The organism is Pantoea sp. SS70, from assembly GCF_029866845.1.
In the GTDB taxonomy this organism is placed as follows: domain Bacteria; phylum Pseudomonadota; class Gammaproteobacteria; order Enterobacterales; family Enterobacteriaceae; genus Pantoea; species Pantoea leporis.
In genome coordinates this window covers 1,586,538-1,607,402 of the sequence record NZ_CP117199.1, presented here as the reverse complement: position 1 = coordinate 1,607,402, position 20,865 = coordinate 1,586,538, and the positions used below count along the sequence as shown (strand labels likewise).

Genomic DNA, 20,865 nt, shown 5'->3' with positions numbered 1-20,865 from the left:
CCAGCATTACAGCTGGGTTAACTTCGCCAGCATCTGATCGGAGGTGCTGATCGCTTTACTGTTGATCTCGTAGGCACGCTGCGTCTGAATCATGGTGACCAGCTCTTCCGCCACGTTGACGTTCGAGGTTTCGACATAACCCTGATACAGCAGACCCGCGCCGTTCTGGCCTGGCGTACTCTGCGTCGCCGCACCGGATGCCTGTGTCTCCTGATAGAGGTTTTCACCCTGGCTGTTCAGACCCGCATCGTTCATAAAGGTGCTCAGCGTCAGCTGACCGACCTGCGCCGGGTTGGTCTGGCCCTGCTGCGTTACGCTCACCACGCCATCGCGCGAGATCGTGATGCTGGTGGCGTTGGCCGGAATAGTGATGCCTGGCTGTACCGGATAGCCGGCGTTAGTCACCAGCTGACCGTTCTGGTCAACCTGGAATGAACCATCACGGGTATACGCCGAGGTGCCGTCCGGCATCTGCACTTCGAAATAACCCTGGCCGTTAATCGCCACGTCTTTCGAGTTGCTGGTCTGCGACAGGTTACCCTGCTGATGCAGACGTTCAGTGGTGACAGGACGCACACCGGTACCGATCTGCAAACCAGACGGCAGCGTGGTTTGCTCTGACGACTGGGTGCCCGGCTGACGCAGGGTTTGGTACATCAAATCTTCGAATACCGCGCGCGAACGTTTAAAGCCGTTGGTACTTACGTTCGCGAGGTTGTTGGAGATGACGTCCATGTTGGTTTGCTGAGCGTCAAGACCGGTTTTGGCGATCCATAAAGAACGAATCATGGTGTTTTCCTTACGCCTTAGCTGCTCATGTTGAGCAAGCTGTTAGCTTTTTGTTCGTTTTCATCGACGTTGGAGATCACTTTCATCTGCATCTCAAAACGTCGGGCGTTGGCGATCATATCGACCATGGTTTCCACCGGCTTGACGTTACTGCCCTCCAGCACGCCGGGCATCACCGTCATGGTGGCATCATTTGCCAGCGCAGCGCCGCGCGTCGCCTGGGTTTGCTGATTAGGACGGAACATGCCGTCATCACCGCGCTGCATCTCTTTACCGGTGGCGCGCACCAGCTTCAGACGACCAATCTGCACCGTGGCATTGGGTGCATCACCGGCGTTACGCGAGGTGATGGTCCCGTCTGCCGCGATGGTCAATTCAGCGCCTTGCGGGATGGCGATCGGACCCCCATCGCCCATTACGGGATTGCCCTGAATAGTCAAAATACCGGTCGCGCTGATCTGCATGTTGCCGTTGCGGGTATAAGCTTCGGTACCGTCAGCGGCACGCACTGCCAACCAGCCGTCCTGCGCAACGCCCACATCCAGCGTGCGGCCGGTGTTGTCCATCGAGCCCGGTGACATATCGGCGCCCGGCGTGGAAGCGGCAACCAGCGTACGCGTCGGCAGCGACCAGCCGCTGACCGGCACCGCGCGCAACGCGTTGAGCTGAGCACGAAAGCCTGGCGTTGAGGCGTTGGCGAGGTTGCTGGCCGTTACCGACTGCTGATCCAACGTCTGACTGGCCGCGCCCATGGCGGTATATATTGCGTGATCCATAAAGCAATCCCGTTAGCGAATTAACGTAAGTTAACCAGGGTGTTAAGAATCTGGTCCTGAGTTTTGATGGTCTGGCTGTTGGCCTGATAGTTACGCTGCGCAACGATCATGTTCACCAGCTCTTTGCTCATATCGACGTTGGACGCTTCCAGCGCACCTGAAGTCAGGTTGCCGTAAGTACCGGTGCCTGCCAGACCAGTGGCGGCCTGACCTGATGAGCTGGTGGCAGACCAGACGTTGTCACCTTCAGACTTCAGACCTTCCGGGTTAGAGAAACTCGACAAGACAATTTGTCCCAGAAGTTGGGTTTTCTGGTTGGAGTAAGTGCCGGTAATGGTGCCGTCATCATTGATGGTGTAGCTGGTCAGATCGCCAGGCTGATAACCGTCTTGCGTTGGGTTACCAAAAGTGGTCGCACCGGTGTTTTGCTGCAGGCTACCCAACATGCTCAGGCTGATGTTCATGCCATTCGCCCCGTTGGTGCCGTCCACAACCAGGTTTGCCAGGGAAGCGCTGGTGTCAGCAACACCCGCTGCAGTGATTTTCCCCACCTGCGTCAGCTTACCGTTAGCATCAAATTGCATCTGATAACCCAGGTTGTCACCGCCCAAAGTATTACCAACTTCATTACCGGTGGTGGAGTCAACCATGTGCACGGTCCAGGTGTTATCCGCCGTTTTGATGTAGTACATGTCTAACTGGTGATCGTTACCCTGCGTGTCGTACACCGTCATGGTGGTTTTCGCGTTGTAGCTATCAACGTTGGACTTATCAAACGGGGTGACGGTCGGGGTGGTGCTGGTGGAGTTCAGGTTGGCAACCTGGGTAGCAGTTGTTGTTGCACGTGCCCCCATCTGCGTGGTTGGAATACTCAGCGCCACTGGGTTGGCACCGGTCTGAATGGTTGGCGGTGTGCCGCTGGCCGGATAGCCGGTGACATTCAGACCCTGGGTGTTCACCAGGTTACGGTTGGCATCCAGCGTGAACTGGCCGTTACGGGAATAGAACACGCCGCCGCTGGCATCGGTCATGCGGAAGAAACCGTTGCCGCTCAGTGCCACATCCAGTCCACGACTGGTTGATGTTGTACTTCCATCACCAAAGTCCTGAATGACGGCGGCAACTTTGGTACCCAAACCCACGTTAGAGCCGGCAAACATATCGGCAAAAGCAATGGTGCTGGATTTAAAACCGGCTGTGGCGGAGTTGGCGATGTTGTTACCAATCACATCCAGATTGCTGGAGGCAGCATTGAGGCCGCTCACCGCTTGTGAAAAAGACATGTAATCTCTCCTGCTAAAAGGTTAATCAGAGAATCTGACGAATTTCATCGAGGGTTGCGGAGCCCATGGTGCCGAGATCCAGTTTTGTGGTGCCATCAGTGGTGCTGACGCCATTGACGTAGGCATAGTTCAGCGGCTGCGCCACCAGTTGCGTGCTGCCATTGCTGGCGGCCAGCGAAACAGAATATTTGCCATCCGCGGCGGTAGAACCGTCATCCAGCTTGCCGTCCCACGAGAAGGTGTGGACGCCAGAGCTCAGTTTGCCGAGGTCAATGGTGCGGACCGTGGCGCCGTTACTGTCTTTAATCGTGACACTGGTGGCCGTGGACGCTGTCGCCAGCTCAATGCCAAACGGCGTAGTCGTACCGCTGCCCACCAATACCTGCGAACCATTGACCATCACACCGTGACCAATCAGCGTTGAACTCTGCAGCGACTGGCTGGTAGTGATCTGGCCGGAGATGGATCCCAGCGTGGTATTCAGCTTTTCAATACCGCTCAGGGTGTTGATCTGTGCCAACTGCGTGGTGAGCTGGCTGTTATCCATAGGATTAGTGGGATCCTGGTTTTTCAGCTGCGCCACCAGCATGTTCAGGAACTGATTCTGCAGGTCGGCGGAAGAGTTACCGCTCGAAGCGCTACTGGAGGTCAGTACCGTTGGGTCCAGACTGTCTTTAATTCCTACTGCTACGCTCATATTCGTTCTCCGTTACTGACCGATAGTGAGAGTTTTCATCATCATTGACTTCACCGTGTTCAGCACTTCAACGTTGGCCTGGTAGCTGCGCGACGCGGACATGGTGTTAACGGTTTCGGACACCACATCAACGTTTGGCATCTTGACGTAGCCCTTCTGATCCGCCAGCGGATTGCCCGGGTCGTACACCAGTTTTGCCGGGGTAGGATCGTTCACCACGCCAGCGACCTTCACGCCGCCGGTGGCTGCACCTTGTGCGGCGTCGGTCTGGAAAATCACCTGCTTCGCCACGTAAGGCTGGCCATCTGGGCCGGTTACGCTGTCGGCGTTGGCCAGGTTACTGGCGCTGACGTTGAGGCGCTGTGATTGCGCTGTCATCGCAGAACCGGCGATATCAAAGATATTCAGCAATGCCATGCTTATTGCCCCTGCAGAACGCTCATCATGCCTTTGATCTGGCTACTGATGAGGGTGAGATCGGTTTGGTATTTCAGGCTGTTATCAGCAAACTGCGTACGTTCGCGATCCATATCCACGGTGTTGCCATCCGCGGCGGGTTGATCGGGAATGCGGTACAGCAGATCCAGTGACGGCTGAGAGTTGGTTTGCGCTTCAATGTGGCGTGAGGACGTCACATTCAGCGCCAGACTGCTGCCTTCGGCGCGACCGTTTTGCATCACCTTGCTCAGCTGGCTGGCAAAGTCGATATCCCGCGCCTGGTAGCCCGGGGTATCGGCGTTGGCAATGTTTGACGCCAGGATTTCCTGACGCTGAGCACGTAGGTTTAACGCTTCAGTACCAAATCGCAGCGCGGCATCGAGTTTGTCGAGCATGCTTACTCCGCGAATGAGAATTTCGAGCTGACAGCTTAAGTGGACAAATGCAAGGGTGATCGTCTGAATAGCAGCAAAAATGACGGCTATTTTTGACATTGATTTTTTTGCGCGAAGCGTAGACTCAGTGCCATCTTCTCGTCAGGAGGCGTTATGCGCAGATATTCCACCTTGCTAGCCACACTTTTGCTGGCACTGGCGCTACCCAGTTCTGCTGCGGACCTTACCGCGCAGTTGACCCAATTTTTTAAAGCGCGCGACCCACAACATGCCGCCGGCATGACGGTGGTGGTGCGTACGCCACAGGCGCAGTGGCCAAACTGCGAAACCCCTGAACTGCAGCTGCCGGGCAATAGCCGTCAGTGGGGCAACATCAGCATCGCCGCCAACTGCGATCAAAATCGTCGTTTCCTGCAGGTTCAGGTACAGGTCACCGGGCAATATCTGGTGGCGAGCCGTCAGGTGGCGCGCGGCAGCAATCTCAGCCCGACGGACGTGCGTCTGGCAACCGGACGCCTCGATGAACTGCCAGCACGCGCATTGATGGATAGCAGCGGCGTCGTCGATGCGGTCGCGCTACGCGATATCCCGCCAGGACAGCCAGTCACCGCCACCATGGTGCGTCAGCCGTGGCGCGTGAAAGCCGGTCAAAATGTGATGGTAGTCGCCAGTGGAAACGGGTTTAATGCCAGCAGCGAAGGACGTGCGCTGAACAACGCCAGCGCGGCACAAATGGTGCGCGTGAGGATGGGAAATGGTCAGGTTGTCAGTGGTCGCGTCGACGCGGATGGGAATATTCTGATATCGCTATAAAGCGTTAAAGAACCCTGTTGTTCTGCCGATAGAGTTATCAACAAAGACATTACCCTATGCTGACTCAGTTGGCTGACCCCCAACTGACCTTACAGGAGCCTTACCATGAGCATCGACAGAACGCAGCCTACGAATCCGGTTAGCACTGTTCAAACACGCGACAATAACGATAACAGCAGCAAAGTGCGTCAGAGCGCGACGCCCGCAGCCAGCACCACCAGCGAAAGCGGTGCGGAAGTGAAGTTAAGTACCGCGCAGGCGCAACTGATGCAGCCTGGCAGCAAAGATATCAATACAGCGCGCGTTGAGCAGCTGAAGACGGCCATTCGTAATGGCGAATTGAAAATGGATACCGGTAAGATCGCCGACGCGCTGATCGCCGATACCAAGGCGTATTTAGAGGGTAACTAATCCCAATGGACCATCTGCTGATCACCTTAGACAAAATGCAGGACGTGCTGACATCCCTTGCGGTGGTAATGGATGAAGAACAACAGCAACTTTCTGCAGGCCAGATCAATGGCAACCTGCTGCAGCGTATTTCTGAAGATAAAAGCGCGCTGCTGACGACGTTGAATTATCTGGACGAGATGCGCCGCACCACCGAGAAAACGCTCGGCACGCAGGCGCCCTATGGTGATCACAGCGATCGCGAAAGCCGCTGGATGCGTATTCAGCAGCACACGCGCCGCTTGCGCGATGCCAATACGCATAACGGGATTTTGTTGCAGCATCAAATCGGCTACACCAATGAAGCATTGGCGGTGTTGCGACCCCACCAAACCCAGGCGTTTTACGGCCCGGATGGTTTGGGTAAAGGTCAGGCGACGCTAAGTCGTAAAGGGTAGAAAAAAGTGGGTTTGAGGAGGCTGCTATCTTTTGGGATGGCGGCCTTTTTGTTGTGCTTTTAAGCACAGCGCACCAGTGATAAGCAGCAGACGGAAGTTTGTTTTGGGCAGGCATCCGCAGCGCTGAACGGAGAAAGGAAGCCAGGATTTGCCCGCAGGACGCGGGCGAAAGGCTCAGCCGGGACAAGGAAGTCCCGTCTGAGCCGGTCCGTCAGGCTGACGTACGCAGTGAAGGTACCGCGAAGCGGCGCGAGGACCGCCGGACCAAAACAAACTTCCGTCTGCGTGGGAGCATAATTTTATACCAGCGTGCGGCGCGCGAAGTCGCGCGGGCGGAAGCCGAGCAGACCCAGCATCACAAAGTATGCGCCGCCGCCAATGGCGCAGACCGCCGCCAGACGAATCAGGCGCCACCACATCTGCCCCTCTTCCCAAGCCGGCATCACCTGCAGAATGCCAAACAGTGCTGCGGCCATTACCACTACGGCAATCAGCAAACGGGTCAGGAAACTGAACCAGCCAGGCTGCGGCTGGAAGATATCCTGCTTACGCAGTTGCCAGTACAGCAGCGCCGCATTCAGGCAAGCGGCCAGACCGATCGACAGCGACAAACCGGCATGTTTGAGCGGGCCGATAAACGCCAGGTTCATCAGCTGCGTCACAATCAGCGTCACGATGGCAATTTTCACCGGAGTTTTGATGTCCTGACGAGAATAGAAGCCGGGTGCCAGCACTTTCACCACGATCAGCCCCATCAAACCCACTGAATAGGCAATCAGCGCGCGCTGCGTCATTAGGGCATCAAACGCGGTGAACTTGCCGTACTGGAACAGCGCGACCGTCAGCGGCCCGGACAAAATGCCCAACGCCACTGCGCTCGGCAACGCCAGCAGGAAGCATAGACGCAGGCCCCAATCCATCAACCGTGAATACTCTTCCTGATTACCGCTGGCAAAACTCTTCGCCAGCGAGGGCAGCAAAATGGTGCCCAGCGCCACGCCCAGCACGCCGGAAGGAAACTCCATCAGGCGATCGGCGTAGTACATCCACGAAACCGAACCGGAAACCAAAAAGGAGGCGAAAATGGTGTTGATGATCAGTGAAATCTGGCTCACCGACACGCCGAGGATCGCCGGCCCCATTTGACGCATTACGCGCCACACGCCCGCATCGCGCAGATTCAAACGCGGTAAAACCAGCATGCCAATCTTCTTCAGGTGCGGCAGCTGATAGAACAGCTGCAACACGCCGCCGACCACCACGGCCCACGCCAGCGCCATCACCGGTGGATTAAAATGCGGCGCAGCGAAGACAGCAAAACCAATCATGCTGATGTTCAGCAGCGTCGGCGCAAACGCCGGCACGGAAAAACGGTTCCAGGTATTGAGGATCGCGCCCGCCAGCGAGGCCAGCGAGATCAGCAGAATATAGGGAAAGGTGACGCGCAGCAGTGCGCTGGTTAAGGCAAATTTATCGGCGGTATCGGCAAAGCCTGGCGCCGTCACCACAATCACCCAGGGCGCAGCGATCATCCCTAACACGGTTACCACCGCCAGCACTAGCGTCAGTAATCCGGAGACGTAAGCGACAAACACGCGCGTGGCATCTTCGCCCTGCTTGCTTTTATATTCCGCCAGAATCGGCACAAACGCCTGAGAAAACGCGCCTTCAGCGAAGATACGGCGCAGCAGGTTCGGCAGTTTGAAGGCAACAAAGAAGGCATCGGTTGCCATTCCGGCGCCGAAAACGCGCGCCACAATGGCATCGCGGGCAAAGCCCAGTACGCGGGAAAACAAGGTCATCGAACTGACCGCAGCCAGCGATTTCAACAAATTCATATTGAGTGGCGCATCCTGAAAAGTGTCGGAGAAATGAGCGACTTAGCGCGGACATCCCGTGATGTCCGGCGATAGTCTACTGCCACGGCGGGAAATGACCAGCATTGAGTGTTACAAGGAATTATTCACGTTCGGCATCGCGCCACAATTTTTCCACCAGACGCTGCGCCGCCAGCGCCTGTTCGCCACTGGTTTCAGGCATCGTCTGATTTTCAACGCACTGTATGAAATGGTGCGCTGCGCCGCTGAAACCGCGCTGAGTAAGGTGGCTTTGCCACGCGGGCGGCACATCACGCACCATGCCGCCGCGGTTTTCCTGCTGCCAGTCGCGCATCTCGTTAATTTCGATGTAATCACCGTCGCAGATGGCGCTGACGACTTCGCGTTGCGTCCCGGCGCGACGATGCATGCTGGTGGTGATTTGCAGCGATCCGGCGGAGAAATGGTGTTCGGCGTACAGCATCGCGCCATCATCATTGGTCTCGATATGCCCTAACTCGCGCGTCAGGCTGCCGCCCGCCAGCCACAGCGCGGTGTCCACCACGTGCAGATAATCGTCCAGCAGGGTAAAACGCAAATCCTGTGGACCCACGCTATCCGCGCGGTGCTTTTCAATGCGCAGCGAGGCGGCGCGTGACATGTCACTTTTCAGCTGCTGATAACGCGGCGCAAAGCGGCGGTTAAATGCCACCATCAGCTTGCGCTTCTGCTTGTCCGCCAGCGCCACCAGCGCTTCTGCCTGTTGCAGCGTTTCGGCTAACGGTTTATCGACGCACACATCTTTGCCCGCCAGCAGCAGCGCTTTAACCACTTCGTAATGGCTGGCGGTGCTGCTGTGAACAAACACCGCATCACTGGCGGCGGCCAGCGCATCCAGTTGACCAAAATAAGGTATGCGATAGCTATCGCAGATCGGTTGCGCCTTTGCCTGATTGGGCGAAAACGCACCCGCTAATTGCCAGCCGCTGGCTTGCGATAACACCGGCAGCCACGCTTTCTGCGCGATACCGCCCAATCCTACAATGCCAATACGCAGCGTCATATTAGTGCTCCTTTTGCAGCAGCTGTTGCAGTTGCGACTGCAACTCAGCAACCGTTTCTTCAAGTTGCGCGACACGCGCGGTTAAATCGCCGTTGTCATTGACGGTTTCTGCGCTGGCCGCGTCTTCCACTACTTCGCCACCGAAAAGATGCATATAGCGGCTTTCACGTTTGCCCGGTTCGCGCGCCAGTCGCACCACCATTGGGCCATCCTCGCGCGTGCTTAAACCGTTAAGCGTCTGCTCGACTTCATTCATATCGCTGAATTCATGCAGACGACCGCTGCGGGTGCGCAGTTCGCCCGGCGTCTGTGCACCGCGCAGGAACAGCAACGTCAATACCGCGACTTCAGCGCTGCTCAGTTGCAGATTGCCGAAAGCGGAATTGCAGAAGCGCTGTTCATACTTGCTGACGCGTTGACCGAAGCCGTTATTGGCGGTCACCAGATGCTTTTTCACCAGCTCATCAAGCTGCGCTTGCACCTCCATCTCGCTGAGATTCAGCACCGGTTCACGGTTGGATTTCTGATTACAGGCGGTGACAACGCCATTAAGTGAGAGCGGATATTGATCCGGCGTGGTGACCTGCTTCTCCAGCAGGCATCCAATCACGCGCAATGCCTGCGCGGATAAGGCCATTTTCATTGAGGTGATCCCTTATTATTGTCCACGACGATCCGGGGTCCACTCCCGGCAGGTCAACGCGGTGAGTACATGATCCTGCCAGCGCCCATCGATCAACAAGTAATCTTTGGCGTAACCCTCTTTTTCAAATCCAAGACGCGCCAGCAGATCGCCACTGCGCTGATTGTGCGGCATATAATTAGCCATAATGCGGTGAATACGTTGCTGGCGTTGCATATAGCGAAGGGTGGTAGTGAGCGCTTCAAACATCAGTCCCTGACCTTGCCACTTCTCGCCCAGTGAATAGCCGAGATAGCAGGCGTGAAACGATCCGCGCAGCACGTTGCTGTAATTCGCCACACCACGCACTTCGGTCTCTTCCGGGTCCATCAGCACAAAATAGTAGGCTGAGCCCTGTTTATGCATGTCGGCGATCAGTCCGAGGCGCGCTTGCCAGCCCGAAGGATAACAATGGCTCTCGTCGCGCACCGGTTCCCACGGCTTGAGAAACGCACGATTTTCAGCGTAATAATCCGCTAATCGCCAAGCATCGCGTTCGTGTACTAAACGCACCACTAAGCGATCGGTAGTGAGGCGCACGCGTGGGCCAGCAGAACGATAGCCAAACATCATGACTCCTGAAATCCATAACTTAAGAAAGATGTACGCCAGCGGCGATACTCCTCACTATAACCGTCACCCCGCTTGCGGTAAAACCCTTGAACGCGTTCCTCAGGATTCATCCTGATTTAGGATTAATATTTCTGCGGATTCGATGAAAAAATATCATCCTGAGAAAGCTGTTTTTCGCCGCTGAGCAGGCGGAAAATAGACCAATTGGTCTCTTATCTCCTCTCATTTGCTCAGGAATTAGCATGTCTCGGGTTGCGCGGGCACGACGCCTCGGTAAAACATTTCTTTTAGTGGATAACATGCTGGTTGTGATGGGCTTTTTCGTGGTGTTTCCCCTCATTTCCATCCATTTTGTCGAACAGCTGGGCTGGGCCGCGTTGATGGTCGGTATTGCGCTTGGCTTGCGCCAGTTCGTCCAGCAGGGATTCGGCATCTTCGGCGGTGCGATTGCCGACCGTTTTGGCGCGCGTCCGCTGATCGTCACCGGCATGCTGATGCGCGCGGCGGGTTTTGCCTGCATGGCGCTGGCGCATGAACCCTGGCTGCTGTGGTTTGCCTGTTTGCTTTCCGGTCTTGGCGGCACGCTGTTTGACCCGCCACGCAGCGCGCTGGTGATGAAACTGGTGCGCGCACGCGATCGCGGCCGCTTCTTCTCCCTGCTGATGATGCAGGACAGCGCCGGTGCGGTGCTGGGCGCGCTGATTGGTAGCTGGCTGCTGGCGTGGGATTTCCGTCTGGTGTGCTGGGTTGGCGCGGCGGTGTTTGTCACTGCTGCGCTGTTTAACGCCGTTTGGTTACCGGCGTGGCGCATCTCGACCGAACGCATTGCGATGCGTGAAGGGATGCAACGCGTCTGGCAGGACAAGCGTTTTCGCCTGTACGTGCTGACATTGACCGGCTACTACATTCTCGCCGTGCAGGTGATGTTGATGCTGCCGGTGATGGTGAATCAGGTAGCCGGGGCGCCTGCTGCGGTGAAGTGGATGTACGCGATTGAAGCGCTGCTGTCATTAAGCCTGCTCTATCCGCTGGCGCGCTGGAGCGAAAAACGCTTCCGCCTCGAAACGCGTTTGATGGCCGGCTTGTTCCTGATGACGTTCAGTCTGCTGCCGGTTGGCATGACCGATTCGCTGCCGTCGCTGTTTATGCTGATCGCCCTCTTTTATCTGGGCTCAATCATTGCTGAACCGGCGCGAGAAACGCTCAGCGCTTCGCTGGCCAGTTCGCGTGCGCGCGGCAGCTATATGGGCTTCAGCCGACTCGGCCTCGCGATTGGCGGCTTGATCGGCTACTCCGGCGGCGGCTGGATGTTCGATATGGGCCAGCTATGGGCGCTGCCGGAACTGCCGTGGATGCTGCTGAGCAGCGTTGGCATGATTACCCTTTTGGCGCTTTGGTGGCAGTTCCAGCCGCGTTCGGTGGCGCCAGCGATTTTCAGCAGCTAATTTGCCCCCGCCAAAGATCTCTTCCATACTTCCCGCACGTCCGAAAAAAGGGTGACCTCCGTCACCCTTAGAACCACAGGAGAAACGGGATGAAACTCTACATCTACGATCACTGCCCTTTCTGCGTCAAAGCACGCATGATTTTCGGCTTAAAAAATCTGCCATTAGAACTCATCGTTATGCTGAATGACGACGAGCAAACGCCGAAAAAATTGATCGGCCAGAAAATGGCGCCGATTCTGCAACAGGCCGACGGCAGCGCTGTACCGGAAAGTATGGATATTGTGCGCCTGGTAGATAAATATGATCACCAACCGCTGCTCAATGGCAAAAGCAATCCTGCGATCAGCGACTGGCTGCGCCACGTGAATGGCTACGTCAATAAGCTGCTGCTGCCGCGCATCGCCGATGCCTCCTTCGCCGAATTCGCTACGCCGGAAGCGCGTAGCTACTTCAGCGAGAAGAAGCAGGCCAGCGTGGGCGATTTCAGCGAGTTGCGTAAACACGCGCCGGGCTTAATCAAAAACATCAGCGACGATCTGCGTCAGCTCGACAAGCTGATCGTCAAACCCAATGCGGTAAATGGCGAACTGTCGGAAGATGATATTCATCTTTTCCCGCTGCTGCGCTCCTTAACGCTGGTCAACGGCATTGAATGGCCAAGCCGCGTTGCCGATTATCGCGACAACATGGCGAAACAAACCCAGGTTAATCTGCTCTCCTCCATCGCCGCATAATCTTCATCCCTGAGAGGCGCTGCGGCGCTTCTCATCTCTCTCCTGGTGACACATGCCGCTGATTCAGGCAGGCTGTCGCTGTTTTGCCGTTTCGATCAGGATGAGGACAATATGAAAAAGGCGTTTACCGGGCTTTTCGCCCTGCTTTTTGCCGTGCTACTCAGCGGCTGTGACCAATTGACGCAATACACCATCAGCGAACAGGAAGTGAATCAGGCGCTGCAAAAGCGCAATAACTTCGAAAAAGATATCGGCGTTTCCGGGCTGGTGAATGCGCACATTGTGCTGAGCGATCTCAACAGCCAGATTGGCCGTGAAGAACCCGGCAAAATAACGCTCTCGGGTAAAGCCAATATCAATGTCAGCTCGCTGTTTGGTCCGCAGCAGGCCGAAATGCTGCTGAAGATGAAGGCGCAGCCGGTTTACAACGCACAGGAAGGCGCGATTTATCTGCATGACATGGAGATTGTCGATGCGCAGGTGCAGCCGGAGAAAATGGCGTCGATTATGAAAACCCTCACGCCGTATCTCAATGAGTCGCTGAAGCGCTACTTTAATGAGAGACCTGCTTATGTGCTGAGTGCAGACCGCAGCAAAGGCGAAGCGCTGGCGAAGAAACTTGCTAAAGGAATTGAAGTGAAACCGGGCCAATTGGTGATTCCGTTTACAGATTAATCCGCGCAACCGCACCTTCCGGTGCGGTTTTTGTTTGTCACAATAAAATCCCGTGCAAACGGTTGCCCACATCCTTATGATTACTCCCCGGCCTAAACGTGCCTCTCGTTTTCTTCTCAGCCGGAGTCTTTTTGAATGACAGCCCAACCTCAGCACATTACCATCCGCCGCCCTGACGACTGGCACATCCATCTGCGCGATGGCGCGATGCTCAACGCCGTACTGCCTTATACCAGCGCAGTTAATGGTCGTGCGATTGTCATGCCAAACCTGGTTCCACCGGTTATCAGCGTGGCCGCTGCCGTGGCGTATCGCGAGCGCATCATGGCTGCGTTACCTGCTGAGCATGCTTTTACTCCGCTGATGACCTGCTATCTCACCGATTCACTTGATCCCGATGAGATCGAGCGCGGCTTCCGTGACGGCACTTTTACCGCCGCCAAGCTCTATCCTGCGCACGCCACCACCAACTCCAGCCACGGCGTGACCAATATCGCCGCCATCGCTAAAGTGCTGGATCGCATGCAGCAGATCGGCATGCCAATGCTGGTGCACGGCGAAGTGACCGATTCTCACATCGATATTTTTGATCGCGAAGCGCGCTTTATTGAAACTGTGTTGGAACCGCTGCGTAAACAGTTCCCGGCGCTGAAAGTGGTGATGGAGCACATCACCACGAAAGAAGCGGCGGAGTATCTGGCAGCCGGTAATGATCTGCTGGGCGCCACCATTACGCCACAGCACCTGATGTTCAACCGTAACCACATGCTGGTGGGCGGCGTGCGTCCGCATCTTTACTGCCTGCCGATTCTGAAGCGCAATATCCATCAGGAAGCGCTGCGCAAGCTGGTCGCCAGCGGGAATCGTCGCGTATTCCTCGGTACCGATACCGCGCCACATCTGCGTCATCTCAAGGAAGCCAGCTGTGGCTGCGCCGGCGTGTTCAATGCGCCGACCTCATTGCCGGCGTACGCCACAGTGTTTGAGGAGCTGAACGCGCTGGAACATTTCGAAGCCTTCTGCTCGGAGAACGGCGCGAACTTCTACGGTCTGCCGCTGAATGAAGGCACGCTGACGCTGGTGCGAGAATCCTGGCAGGTTGAAGAGAGCATTGCGCTGGCAGATGACACGCTGGTGCCTTTCCTTGCTGGTGAAACGCTGAACTGGCGCATCAAAGAATAATGATCTGCTGCTTGCCTTCGGGAAATTTATACTGTACAAATAAACAGTATATTATCCCGGAGGCTTCTATGCGTGTTGAAATTACCGTAGCAAAAACTTCGCCCCTTCCTGCGGGTGCACTGGATGCGCTCAGCGTCGAACTGGTTCGTCGCATTACGCAGGATTTCCCCGACGACGATCATCACGTCAAAGTGCGTTATGCCGGCGGCAACCAACTCAGCGTGTTTGGTGGCTGTAAAGAGTCACGCGAACGCATCAGCGAACTGTTACAAGAAACCTGGGAAAGCGCTGACGACTGGTTCAATAACGATTAACTGCCACTGTGCCGTTTTTGCCGGGTATCGCTATCCGGCTTTTTTGTTTTTATTTCCCTCTCGCCAGAAAAACTTCCTGCATCTAGACTCATGTTAAACGATCCCCTATTCTTGCCTCGTCATGCTTACAGGAGGTGTTTTACATGACTACTGAAAAACCAGAAGAGGCGATGACCTTCGGAGAATTGCTGGCATTTATTGCTGAGCAACAGCGCCGCTTAACCGTATTAGAAAATGCGTTTGCCACCTTGACCTTCTGTCTCGACGATCGCGCCAATCAGTTGCTGGTCCACAACCTGACGCTGGAAGCGCAAAACCAGAACCATGACGAGCAGTTACAGCAGCATTTTACCCGGCTGGCGGAAGAGATTCAGAAACGTCACGGCCTGCTGCCGGTCGAGCCACACTCATAAAAGTGCCCCCTTTTTCGGCCTAAAGTTTTCCCTTATAAAAGCCGATAACTTCGTCAGTGTTGCCAGTAATAATTCCAATAAAATGCCTGATGCTGCGGGCATTTTATTATTCGATTAAACGGCAATGTTAACCGCGTTTATTTTTACTCTGTTTAGGTTCGTCATACCTTTTAACTATTGTACCCGCCATTTCATGTTATAATTGTTTCGCTAGTGCACGATACAGCCGCATTGAACCTCAAGAAGCACTTCGTTTAACGAGTAATACGGAGGTTATAATGGACAGAAATAAAGACGTCATCCAGACTCATCCGTTGGTAGGATGGGACATCAGCACCGTAGACAGTTATGACGCCATGATGATTCGCCTGCACTCGCTCTCCTCGCAGGGGCAGAAAGAAGAAGAAGCTGACGTAGGCCCGACCTACTGGCTGACTACTGACGTAGCCAGACAGTTCATCTCTCTACTCGAAGCTGGCATTGCAAAAATAGAGTCTACCGAGCAGTACCTACGCGACAATCAAAAGCATTAATTTCTACTATCGCGTGAAAGGGCACCCAACAGGGTGCCTTTTTCATGGGCGCTCTCTTTTGATATGCTGTTGAAAAATTTCGCTGTTTTGCTGGAGTGATGTCGTTATGGTTTATGATCTGATTGTGGTGGGAAGCGGTTCGGTCGGCGCAGCAGCCGGTTTTTACGCCACGCAGGCTGGCTTATCGGTGCTGATGATTGATAGCGCCCATCCGCCGCACAGCCAGGGCACACATCATGGGGAAACCCGCCTGATTCGCCATGCGTATGGTGAAGGTGAACGCTACGTGCCGCTGGTGCTACGCGCACAGACACTCTGGGATGAGCTGGAACGCCAGAGCGGCGAGCGCATCATGCATCGCAGCGGCATCCTCAACTTAGCGCCCATCACCTCCTCCTTTATTCAAAATGTTATCGATAGCGCGAAAGCGTGGCAGCTGGATGTGAAAATCCTGCAAGCCGATGAAGTGCGCGCGCGCTGGCCGCAGTTCACAGTGCCGGATGGCTACATCGGCGTGTACGAACCCAACTCCGGCTTCCTCAAATGTGAGCAAGCGGTGCGCAGCTGGGTGCAGCTGGCGGAACAGGCCGGTTGCGCGCAGCTGTTTAACTGTCCGGTGACAGAGATAGGTCGTGACGGCGATCTGCAGCAAGTCACTACCAGCGATGGCATTTTCCGCGCGCGTAAACTGTTGGTCAGCGCCGGTACCTGGGTGAGCCAGTTGGTCGCCGATCTGCCGGTTGCGCCCGTGCGCAAAGTTTTCGCCTGGTATCAGGCAGATGGTCGCTACAGCGAGAACAATAAATTCCCCGGCTTTACCGTGGAGATGAGCGATGGCAGCCACTTTTACGGCTTCCCGGCGGATAACAACGCGCTGAAAGTGGGACGTCACGATGGCGGACAGCTGATGCAAACGCCGGCCGATCGCAAACCTTTTGGCAGCATCGCGGTAGACGGCAACGAATCTTTTAACTTCCTGCGTAAATTCCTGCCGGGCGTGGGCGTCTGTTTGCATGGTGAAGCCTGCAGCTACGACAATACGCCGGACGAAGATTTCATTATCGATACGCTGCCGGGCGAGCCTAATCGTCTGATCATCACCGGCTTAAGCGGACACGGTTTCAAATTCGCCAGCGTGCTGGGTGAACTTGCCAGTGAATTTGCGCAGAACAAACCGTTCTCTTTCGATATTGCGCCTTTCTCCCTCGCGCGATTTAACTAAACCATACTTGCCGGTACTAATCCTGTGCCGGCGAAATTGACACAAACTGACAGTTAATTACCTATATCAACATTCAGCGCAGCGCTATGCCGCATTTGGTGTAGTGAATATGCAATACTTCGCAATAAGCCCCGCCTTTTAAGCTATCCCTTCAATTATTCTGACTGAGTTTTAATTAAATCCTCATTTATTCCGAAGATGATTTTCAACTTTATAGAAAAGTAAGGTTAATTGATCTTTCATTGCAAAATGTAGATGCTCATTACCACTTATTTCATTCCAGGTGATTTTAATGTGGCGTAATTCCACACAGCATTTCGGCGCTGTCTCGATTTTATTGCATTGGCTTATGGCGCTGGTTATTTACGGCATGTTCGCGCTGGGTTTGTGGATGGTCGGATTGGGTTATTACGATGGCTGGTATCACGATGCGCCCGAAATTCATAAAGGCATCGGCATTCTGCTGTTCGCTGCGCTGCTGCTGCGCCTCGGCTGGCGTTTTATTTCACCGCCGCCCAAACCGTTGGCGAGTTATTCGCCCGCCGTACGACGCAGCGCTACCGCCGCGCACTGGCTGTTATACGGCTTACTGTTGGTGCTGCTGTTCACCGGTTATCTCATCTCCACCGCCGATGGCAAACCGATCTCCGTATTTGGCTGGTTCGCGGTTCCCGCCCTGTTCAGCGGTGCCGCGCAACAAGCGGATCTGGCGGGTGACATTCATCTTTGGCTGGCGTGGGGTTTGGTGCTGATTTCAGCACTGCACGCGCTGGCAGCCCTGAAACACCATTTTATCGACCGTGATGTGACACTGAAAAGGATGTTGGGTTACCGCATCCCGTTAATCTCTGAAAAGGAAAAGTAACATGCTAAAGAAGACATTATTGGCAGTAGCAGCGGCCGGATTATTGAGCGCCAGCCTGACGGCCAGCGCGGCTGATTACAAATTTGATAAGGAAGGCCAGCACGCGTTTGTGCAGTTCCGCATTCAGCATCTGGGCTACAGCTGGTTGTACGGCACCTTTAAAGACTTTGATGGCAGCTTCACGTTTGATGAAGCCAATCCTGCGGCAGATAAAGTCAACGTGACCATCAACACCAACAGCCTCGATACCAACCATGCTGAGCGTGATAAACACCTGCGCAGCGCGGATTTCCTCAACACCGGTAAGTTCCCGCAGGCAACCTTTGCTTCTACCGCCGTGAAGAAAGAGGGTAAAGATTACAAGATCACCGGTGACCTGACGCTGAATGGCGTGACCAAGCCCGTCACGCTGGATGCAAAATTGATCGGTGAAGGCAAAGATCCATGGGGCGGCTACCGTGCAGGATTTGAAGCCAGCGGTGAGATCGTGCTCAAAGAGTTCAACATCAGCAAAGATCTTGGCCCGGCATCGCAGAAAGCTGAACTGATTATTTCAGTGGAAGGCGTGCGTAAGTAAACGAAATACAGCCTGAAGTCCGCTGACCTCAGGCTGTTTGACGCTTATTTTTTATCTGGCGCCGGAATCGCCATCGTCATGTTCAGCAAACCACGTGATTTGTTGAACACTTTGTTGCCATTTTCACGGCCCGCACGGCGTGCGCGCTGCTCCTCGGGCGACAACGTTGACTCTTCCATGCAGATTGGGCTGCAGCAGTTGTTGTACTTTTCAGCGCAGCTTGGGCACTGAATAAACAGCAAATGACAGCCATCATTGATGCAGTTGGTGTGGCTATCGCAAGGCATGCCGCACTGATGACAGCTGGAAAGAATATCGTCGGAAATACGCTCGCCCATGCGCTCGTCAAAGACAAAGTTTTTGCCCTTGAAACGCACCGGTAAGCCCTGTTCACGCGCCCGACGGGTGTATTCAATAATCCCGCCTTCGATGTGATAAACATCTTTGAAGCCGTTGTGTTTCATCCAGGCGCTGGCCTTTTCACAACGAATGCCACCGGTACAGTACATAACAATCTTTTTGTCTTTCTGATCCTGCAGCATATCAACGGCCATCGGCAGTTGATCGCGGAAGGTATCGGCCGGCACTTCCATGGCGTTATCGAAGCGCCCCACTTCATATTCGTAGTGGTTACGCATATCCACAAACAGCGCATCCGGATCGTCGAGCATTGCATTAACGTCCGCGGCTTTCAGGTAAGCACCCACATCGCTGGCATCAAAGCTATTGTCTTCAATCCCATCCGCAACAATGCGTTCACGCACTTTCAGGCGCAGCACCCAAAAAGATTTACCGTCATCATCCAGCGCAATGTTCATGCGCAAGTTATTTAGCGCCGCATCAAAGGCATACAAAGCGGCCTTCATCTTTTCGTAGCGGCTGGCGGGCACACTGATTTGTGCGTTGATGCCTTCGTGCGCAACATAGACGCGACCAAACACCTTGAGTTTGGTTAACTCAACGTAGAGGGCATCACGGAAGGCTTTAGGATCGGCAATCTGGAAGTATTTATAAAAAGAGACTGTGGTACGTGGTTCGGTTTCCGCCAACATACGTTCCTTCAGCTCTTTATTGGAAACAAGGTTATGTAACACTGGCATGGTGTTCGTCCTGTTAGCAATCAGAGAAATTTAGCGCGCGTATGATACCCGAATTCTGCCTGATACAAAAATTTTGGTTTGATAAGCCTGCCGGCTGAAATTACACACGCATTTGTGCGCCACAATTGCGTTTTCGTGCGCATCCCTGCTGTAGGAAAGCCCTCCTCGGTCTATGCTTGATTTCAGCCAGAATGAAAAAATGGCATAATGACAAAAAATTACAGAAACCGGACTCTCTGGCATAAGACGCAGGATACTGACATTTCCATGACTCAACTTCCCCAACTCACCCGTGAACTCTTCTATCCACGCTATTGGCTGACCTGGCTCGGCATTGGCTTTCTTTATCTGCTGGTGCTGTTGCCCTATCCGGTACTGCATGCAATTGGCTGCGGATTGGGTCGCGTTGCCATGCGCTTTATGAAGCGGCGCGTTGAAGTGGCGCAGCGTAATCTTGAAGTGTGCTTCCCCACTATGCCGACCAATGAACGTGACGCGATGGTAAAGCACAACTTCGAATCGGTAGGCATGGGGCTGATTGAAACCGGGATGGCGTGGTTCTGGCCGGACTGGCGTATTCGTAAATGGGTCACCACCAGCGGACTGGAGCACGTGACTAACGCGCTGGCAGAGAAGCGCGGCATATTATTAATTGGTATGCACTTTCTGACTCTGGAGTTGGGAGCGCGGGTATTTGGTATGCACAACCCAGGCATTGGCGTGTATCGTCCCAACGACAACAAGTTGATCGACTGGCTGCAAACCTGGGGCCGGATGCGCTCCAATAAAAGCATGCTGGACCGCAAAGATCTGAAAGGCATGATTCGCGCCATGAAGAACAACGACATTATCTGGTATGCACCGGATCATGATTATGGCCCGCGCAGCAGCGTGTTTGCGCCATTCTTCGCGGTTCAGGACGCGGCGACAACCACCGGCACCCATATGCTGATTCGTCTGGCAAACCCAAGCGTGGTGCCGTTCCTGGCGCGACGTCTGCCGAACGCGCGCGGCTATGAGCTGAAAATGATGCCAGATATCCGCGACAAATTTTCGTTGGAATCTGAACTTGATACCGCTGTGGTGATGAACAAAGTGGTGGAAGAGACGGTGCTGCTGGCTCCAGAGCAATACATGTGGCTGCATCGCCGCTTTAAAACGCGTCCGCAAGGCGAACCATCGGTTTATTAATATCGGACGGGGCACCCTGTGTGCTCCACGGTTTATATGCACTAATTTGCCTTTTGGCGCGATCACATGCGGTAATTTATTAGTGAGCCGTGCCAGCCTGAACTTAGGCTGATAGTTGGCTTAGCGCCGCATTTAATCAGACATCACTTTTCTTCAGCACGCAATGTTGACGTAAAATTAACCTTTCCTTGCGACATAGCAGCCAAATTCTGCGTTGATGCAGGATTACCGGAATTGTCACTCATTAATATTTATTCACCAAAGTTTAGCGTTTCGGACCTGATTTCTACAACTTCCAGGGCTATTCCTATTTAATATTGCTAAATCCTTCGGCATCACTTATCAATGAAGTAAAATTAACTTACTAAACAAGGTATTGTCTGATTAAAAAACCCCATATTCCTTTTCGTTAAAATAATCGCTTCGCTTATAACTTT

At 54.4% G+C, this 20,865-nt stretch carries 25 protein-coding genes; 14 read left to right on the top strand and 11 right to left on the bottom strand.

What is annotated here, in order from left to right:
* Positions 1-6 precede the first annotated feature (6 nt).
* Genes flgG through flgB form a run of 6 tightly spaced genes read right to left on the bottom strand, consistent with a single transcriptional unit; the run spans position 7 to position 4,378 of the window.
* Positions 7-789, bottom strand: coding sequence for a flagellar basal-body rod protein FlgG (gene flgG, locus PO881_RS07410; RefSeq protein WP_007885801.1), 783 nt, complete (start codon positions 787-789; stop codon positions 7-9).
* 17 nt (positions 790-806) lie between these two features.
* Entirely contained in the window at positions 807-1,565 is a 759-nt protein-coding gene (locus PO881_RS07405; protein WP_101760847.1) for a flagellar basal body rod protein FlgF, read from the bottom strand.
* Between the two features lie 20 nt (positions 1,566-1,585).
* A complete protein-coding gene (gene flgE, locus PO881_RS07400; protein ID WP_101760848.1) occupies positions 1,586-2,848 on the bottom strand; it encodes a flagellar hook protein FlgE in 1,263 nt (420 codons plus the stop codon).
* 25 nt (positions 2,849-2,873) lie between these two features.
* Positions 2,874-3,545, bottom strand: a complete 672-nt coding sequence (gene flgD / locus PO881_RS07395) for a flagellar hook assembly protein FlgD (RefSeq protein WP_110865917.1) — start codon at positions 3,543-3,545, stop codon at positions 2,874-2,876.
* Positions 3,546-3,557: 12 nt separating this feature from the next.
* Positions 3,558-3,962, bottom strand: coding sequence for a flagellar basal body rod protein FlgC (gene flgC / locus PO881_RS07390; RefSeq protein WP_064740862.1), 405 nt, complete (start codon positions 3,960-3,962; stop codon positions 3,558-3,560).
* 2 nt (positions 3,963-3,964) lie between these two features.
* Positions 3,965-4,378, bottom strand: a complete 414-nt coding sequence (flgB, locus tag PO881_RS07385; protein ID WP_008103091.1) for a flagellar basal body rod protein FlgB — start codon at positions 4,376-4,378, stop codon at positions 3,965-3,967.
* A gap of 153 nt (positions 4,379-4,531) precedes the next feature.
* Here flgB and flgA point away from each other — a divergent pair, with 153 nt between their 5' ends.
* From flgA to flgN, 3 genes are all read left to right on the top strand, one after another.
* Positions 4,532-5,191, top strand: coding sequence for a flagellar basal body P-ring formation chaperone FlgA (flgA, locus tag PO881_RS07380; protein ID WP_280172681.1), 660 nt, complete (start codon positions 4,532-4,534; stop codon positions 5,189-5,191).
* Between the two features lie 105 nt (positions 5,192-5,296).
* Positions 5,297-5,602: a flagellar biosynthesis anti-sigma factor FlgM gene (flgM, locus tag PO881_RS07375; RefSeq protein ID WP_101760851.1), complete on the top strand. Its 306-nt coding sequence runs from the start codon at positions 5,297-5,299 to the stop codon at positions 5,600-5,602.
* Positions 5,603-5,607: 5 nt separating this feature from the next.
* Complete coding sequence (flgN, locus tag PO881_RS07370) at positions 5,608-6,039, top strand: flagellar export chaperone FlgN (RefSeq protein ID WP_101760852.1); 432 nt, start codon at positions 5,608-5,610, stop codon at positions 6,037-6,039.
* Between the two features lie 299 nt (positions 6,040-6,338).
* Here the strand turns inward: flgN and murJ are convergent, their stop codons facing one another.
* The 4 genes from murJ to rimJ all read right to left on the bottom strand — a co-directional run bounded on the left by murJ (position 6,339) and on the right by rimJ (position 10,171).
* A complete protein-coding gene (murJ, locus tag PO881_RS07365; protein ID WP_101760853.1) occupies positions 6,339-7,877 on the bottom strand; it encodes a murein biosynthesis integral membrane protein MurJ in 1,539 nt (512 codons plus the stop codon).
* A 121-nt stretch (positions 7,878-7,998) separates the two neighbouring features.
* The gene (locus tag PO881_RS07360) at positions 7,999-8,919 is read right to left on the bottom strand and encodes a Gfo/Idh/MocA family oxidoreductase (RefSeq protein WP_101760854.1); all 921 of its coding nucleotides are present in this window, start codon (positions 8,917-8,919) and stop codon (positions 7,999-8,001) included.
* Position 8,920: 1 nt separating this feature from the next.
* On the bottom strand, positions 8,921-9,562 hold the full coding sequence (locus PO881_RS07355) for a DUF480 domain-containing protein (RefSeq protein ID WP_192413671.1): 642 nt from the start codon (positions 9,560-9,562) through the stop codon (positions 8,921-8,923).
* Between the two features lie 15 nt (positions 9,563-9,577).
* Positions 9,578-10,171, bottom strand: a complete 594-nt coding sequence (rimJ, locus tag PO881_RS07350) for a ribosomal protein S5-alanine N-acetyltransferase (protein ID WP_101760856.1) — start codon at positions 10,169-10,171, stop codon at positions 9,578-9,580.
* A 245-nt stretch (positions 10,172-10,416) separates the two neighbouring features.
* Here rimJ and mdtH point away from each other — a divergent pair, with 245 nt between their 5' ends.
* From mdtH to PO881_RS07300, 10 genes are all read left to right on the top strand, one after another.
* The gene (gene mdtH / locus PO881_RS07345; protein WP_277974731.1) at positions 10,417-11,619 is read left to right on the top strand and encodes a multidrug efflux MFS transporter MdtH; all 1,203 of its coding nucleotides are present in this window, start codon (positions 10,417-10,419) and stop codon (positions 11,617-11,619) included.
* An 89-nt stretch (positions 11,620-11,708) separates the two neighbouring features.
* Positions 11,709-12,356: a glutaredoxin 2 gene (grxB, locus tag PO881_RS07340; RefSeq protein WP_101760858.1), complete on the top strand. Its 648-nt coding sequence runs from the start codon at positions 11,709-11,711 to the stop codon at positions 12,354-12,356.
* A gap of 111 nt (positions 12,357-12,467) precedes the next feature.
* Positions 12,468-13,031, top strand: coding sequence for a lipoprotein (locus tag PO881_RS07335; protein ID WP_280172680.1), 564 nt, complete (start codon positions 12,468-12,470; stop codon positions 13,029-13,031).
* 135 nt (positions 13,032-13,166) lie between these two features.
* Complete coding sequence (gene pyrC / locus PO881_RS07330; protein ID WP_101760860.1) at positions 13,167-14,213, top strand: dihydroorotase; 1,047 nt, start codon at positions 13,167-13,169, stop codon at positions 14,211-14,213.
* A gap of 68 nt (positions 14,214-14,281) precedes the next feature.
* On the top strand, positions 14,282-14,527 hold the full coding sequence (gene dinI, locus PO881_RS07325; RefSeq protein WP_101760861.1) for a DNA damage-inducible protein I: 246 nt from the start codon (positions 14,282-14,284) through the stop codon (positions 14,525-14,527).
* Between the two features lie 143 nt (positions 14,528-14,670).
* The gene (locus tag PO881_RS07320; RefSeq protein WP_101760862.1) at positions 14,671-14,940 is read left to right on the top strand and encodes a hypothetical protein; all 270 of its coding nucleotides are present in this window, start codon (positions 14,671-14,673) and stop codon (positions 14,938-14,940) included.
* A 278-nt stretch (positions 14,941-15,218) separates the two neighbouring features.
* Positions 15,219-15,473: a biofilm formation regulator BssS gene (gene bssS, locus PO881_RS07315; RefSeq protein ID WP_008103119.1), complete on the top strand. Its 255-nt coding sequence runs from the start codon at positions 15,219-15,221 to the stop codon at positions 15,471-15,473.
* Positions 15,474-15,579: 106 nt separating this feature from the next.
* Complete coding sequence (gene solA, locus PO881_RS07310; RefSeq protein ID WP_222210593.1) at positions 15,580-16,695, top strand: N-methyl-L-tryptophan oxidase; 1,116 nt, start codon at positions 15,580-15,582, stop codon at positions 16,693-16,695.
* Between the two features lie 292 nt (positions 16,696-16,987).
* Positions 16,988-17,560: a cytochrome b gene (locus PO881_RS07305; RefSeq protein WP_110865908.1), complete on the top strand. Its 573-nt coding sequence runs from the start codon at positions 16,988-16,990 to the stop codon at positions 17,558-17,560.
* A gap of 1 nt (position 17,561) precedes the next feature.
* Positions 17,562-18,137, top strand: coding sequence for a YceI family protein (locus PO881_RS07300; protein WP_101760864.1), 576 nt, complete (start codon positions 17,562-17,564; stop codon positions 18,135-18,137).
* A 44-nt stretch (positions 18,138-18,181) separates the two neighbouring features.
* On the opposite strand, the gene PO881_RS07295 is transcribed toward PO881_RS07300, so the two are convergent.
* Positions 18,182-19,237, bottom strand: a complete 1,056-nt coding sequence (locus PO881_RS07295) for a rhodanese-related sulfurtransferase (protein WP_280172679.1) — start codon at positions 19,235-19,237, stop codon at positions 18,182-18,184.
* A 267-nt stretch (positions 19,238-19,504) separates the two neighbouring features.
* On the opposite strand from PO881_RS07295, the gene PO881_RS07290 reads away from it, so the two are divergent.
* Complete coding sequence (locus PO881_RS07290; protein WP_210080535.1) at positions 19,505-20,428, top strand: Kdo(2)-lipid IV(A) acyltransferase; 924 nt, start codon at positions 19,505-19,507, stop codon at positions 20,426-20,428.
* The last annotated feature ends 437 nt before the right edge of the window (positions 20,429-20,865 follow it).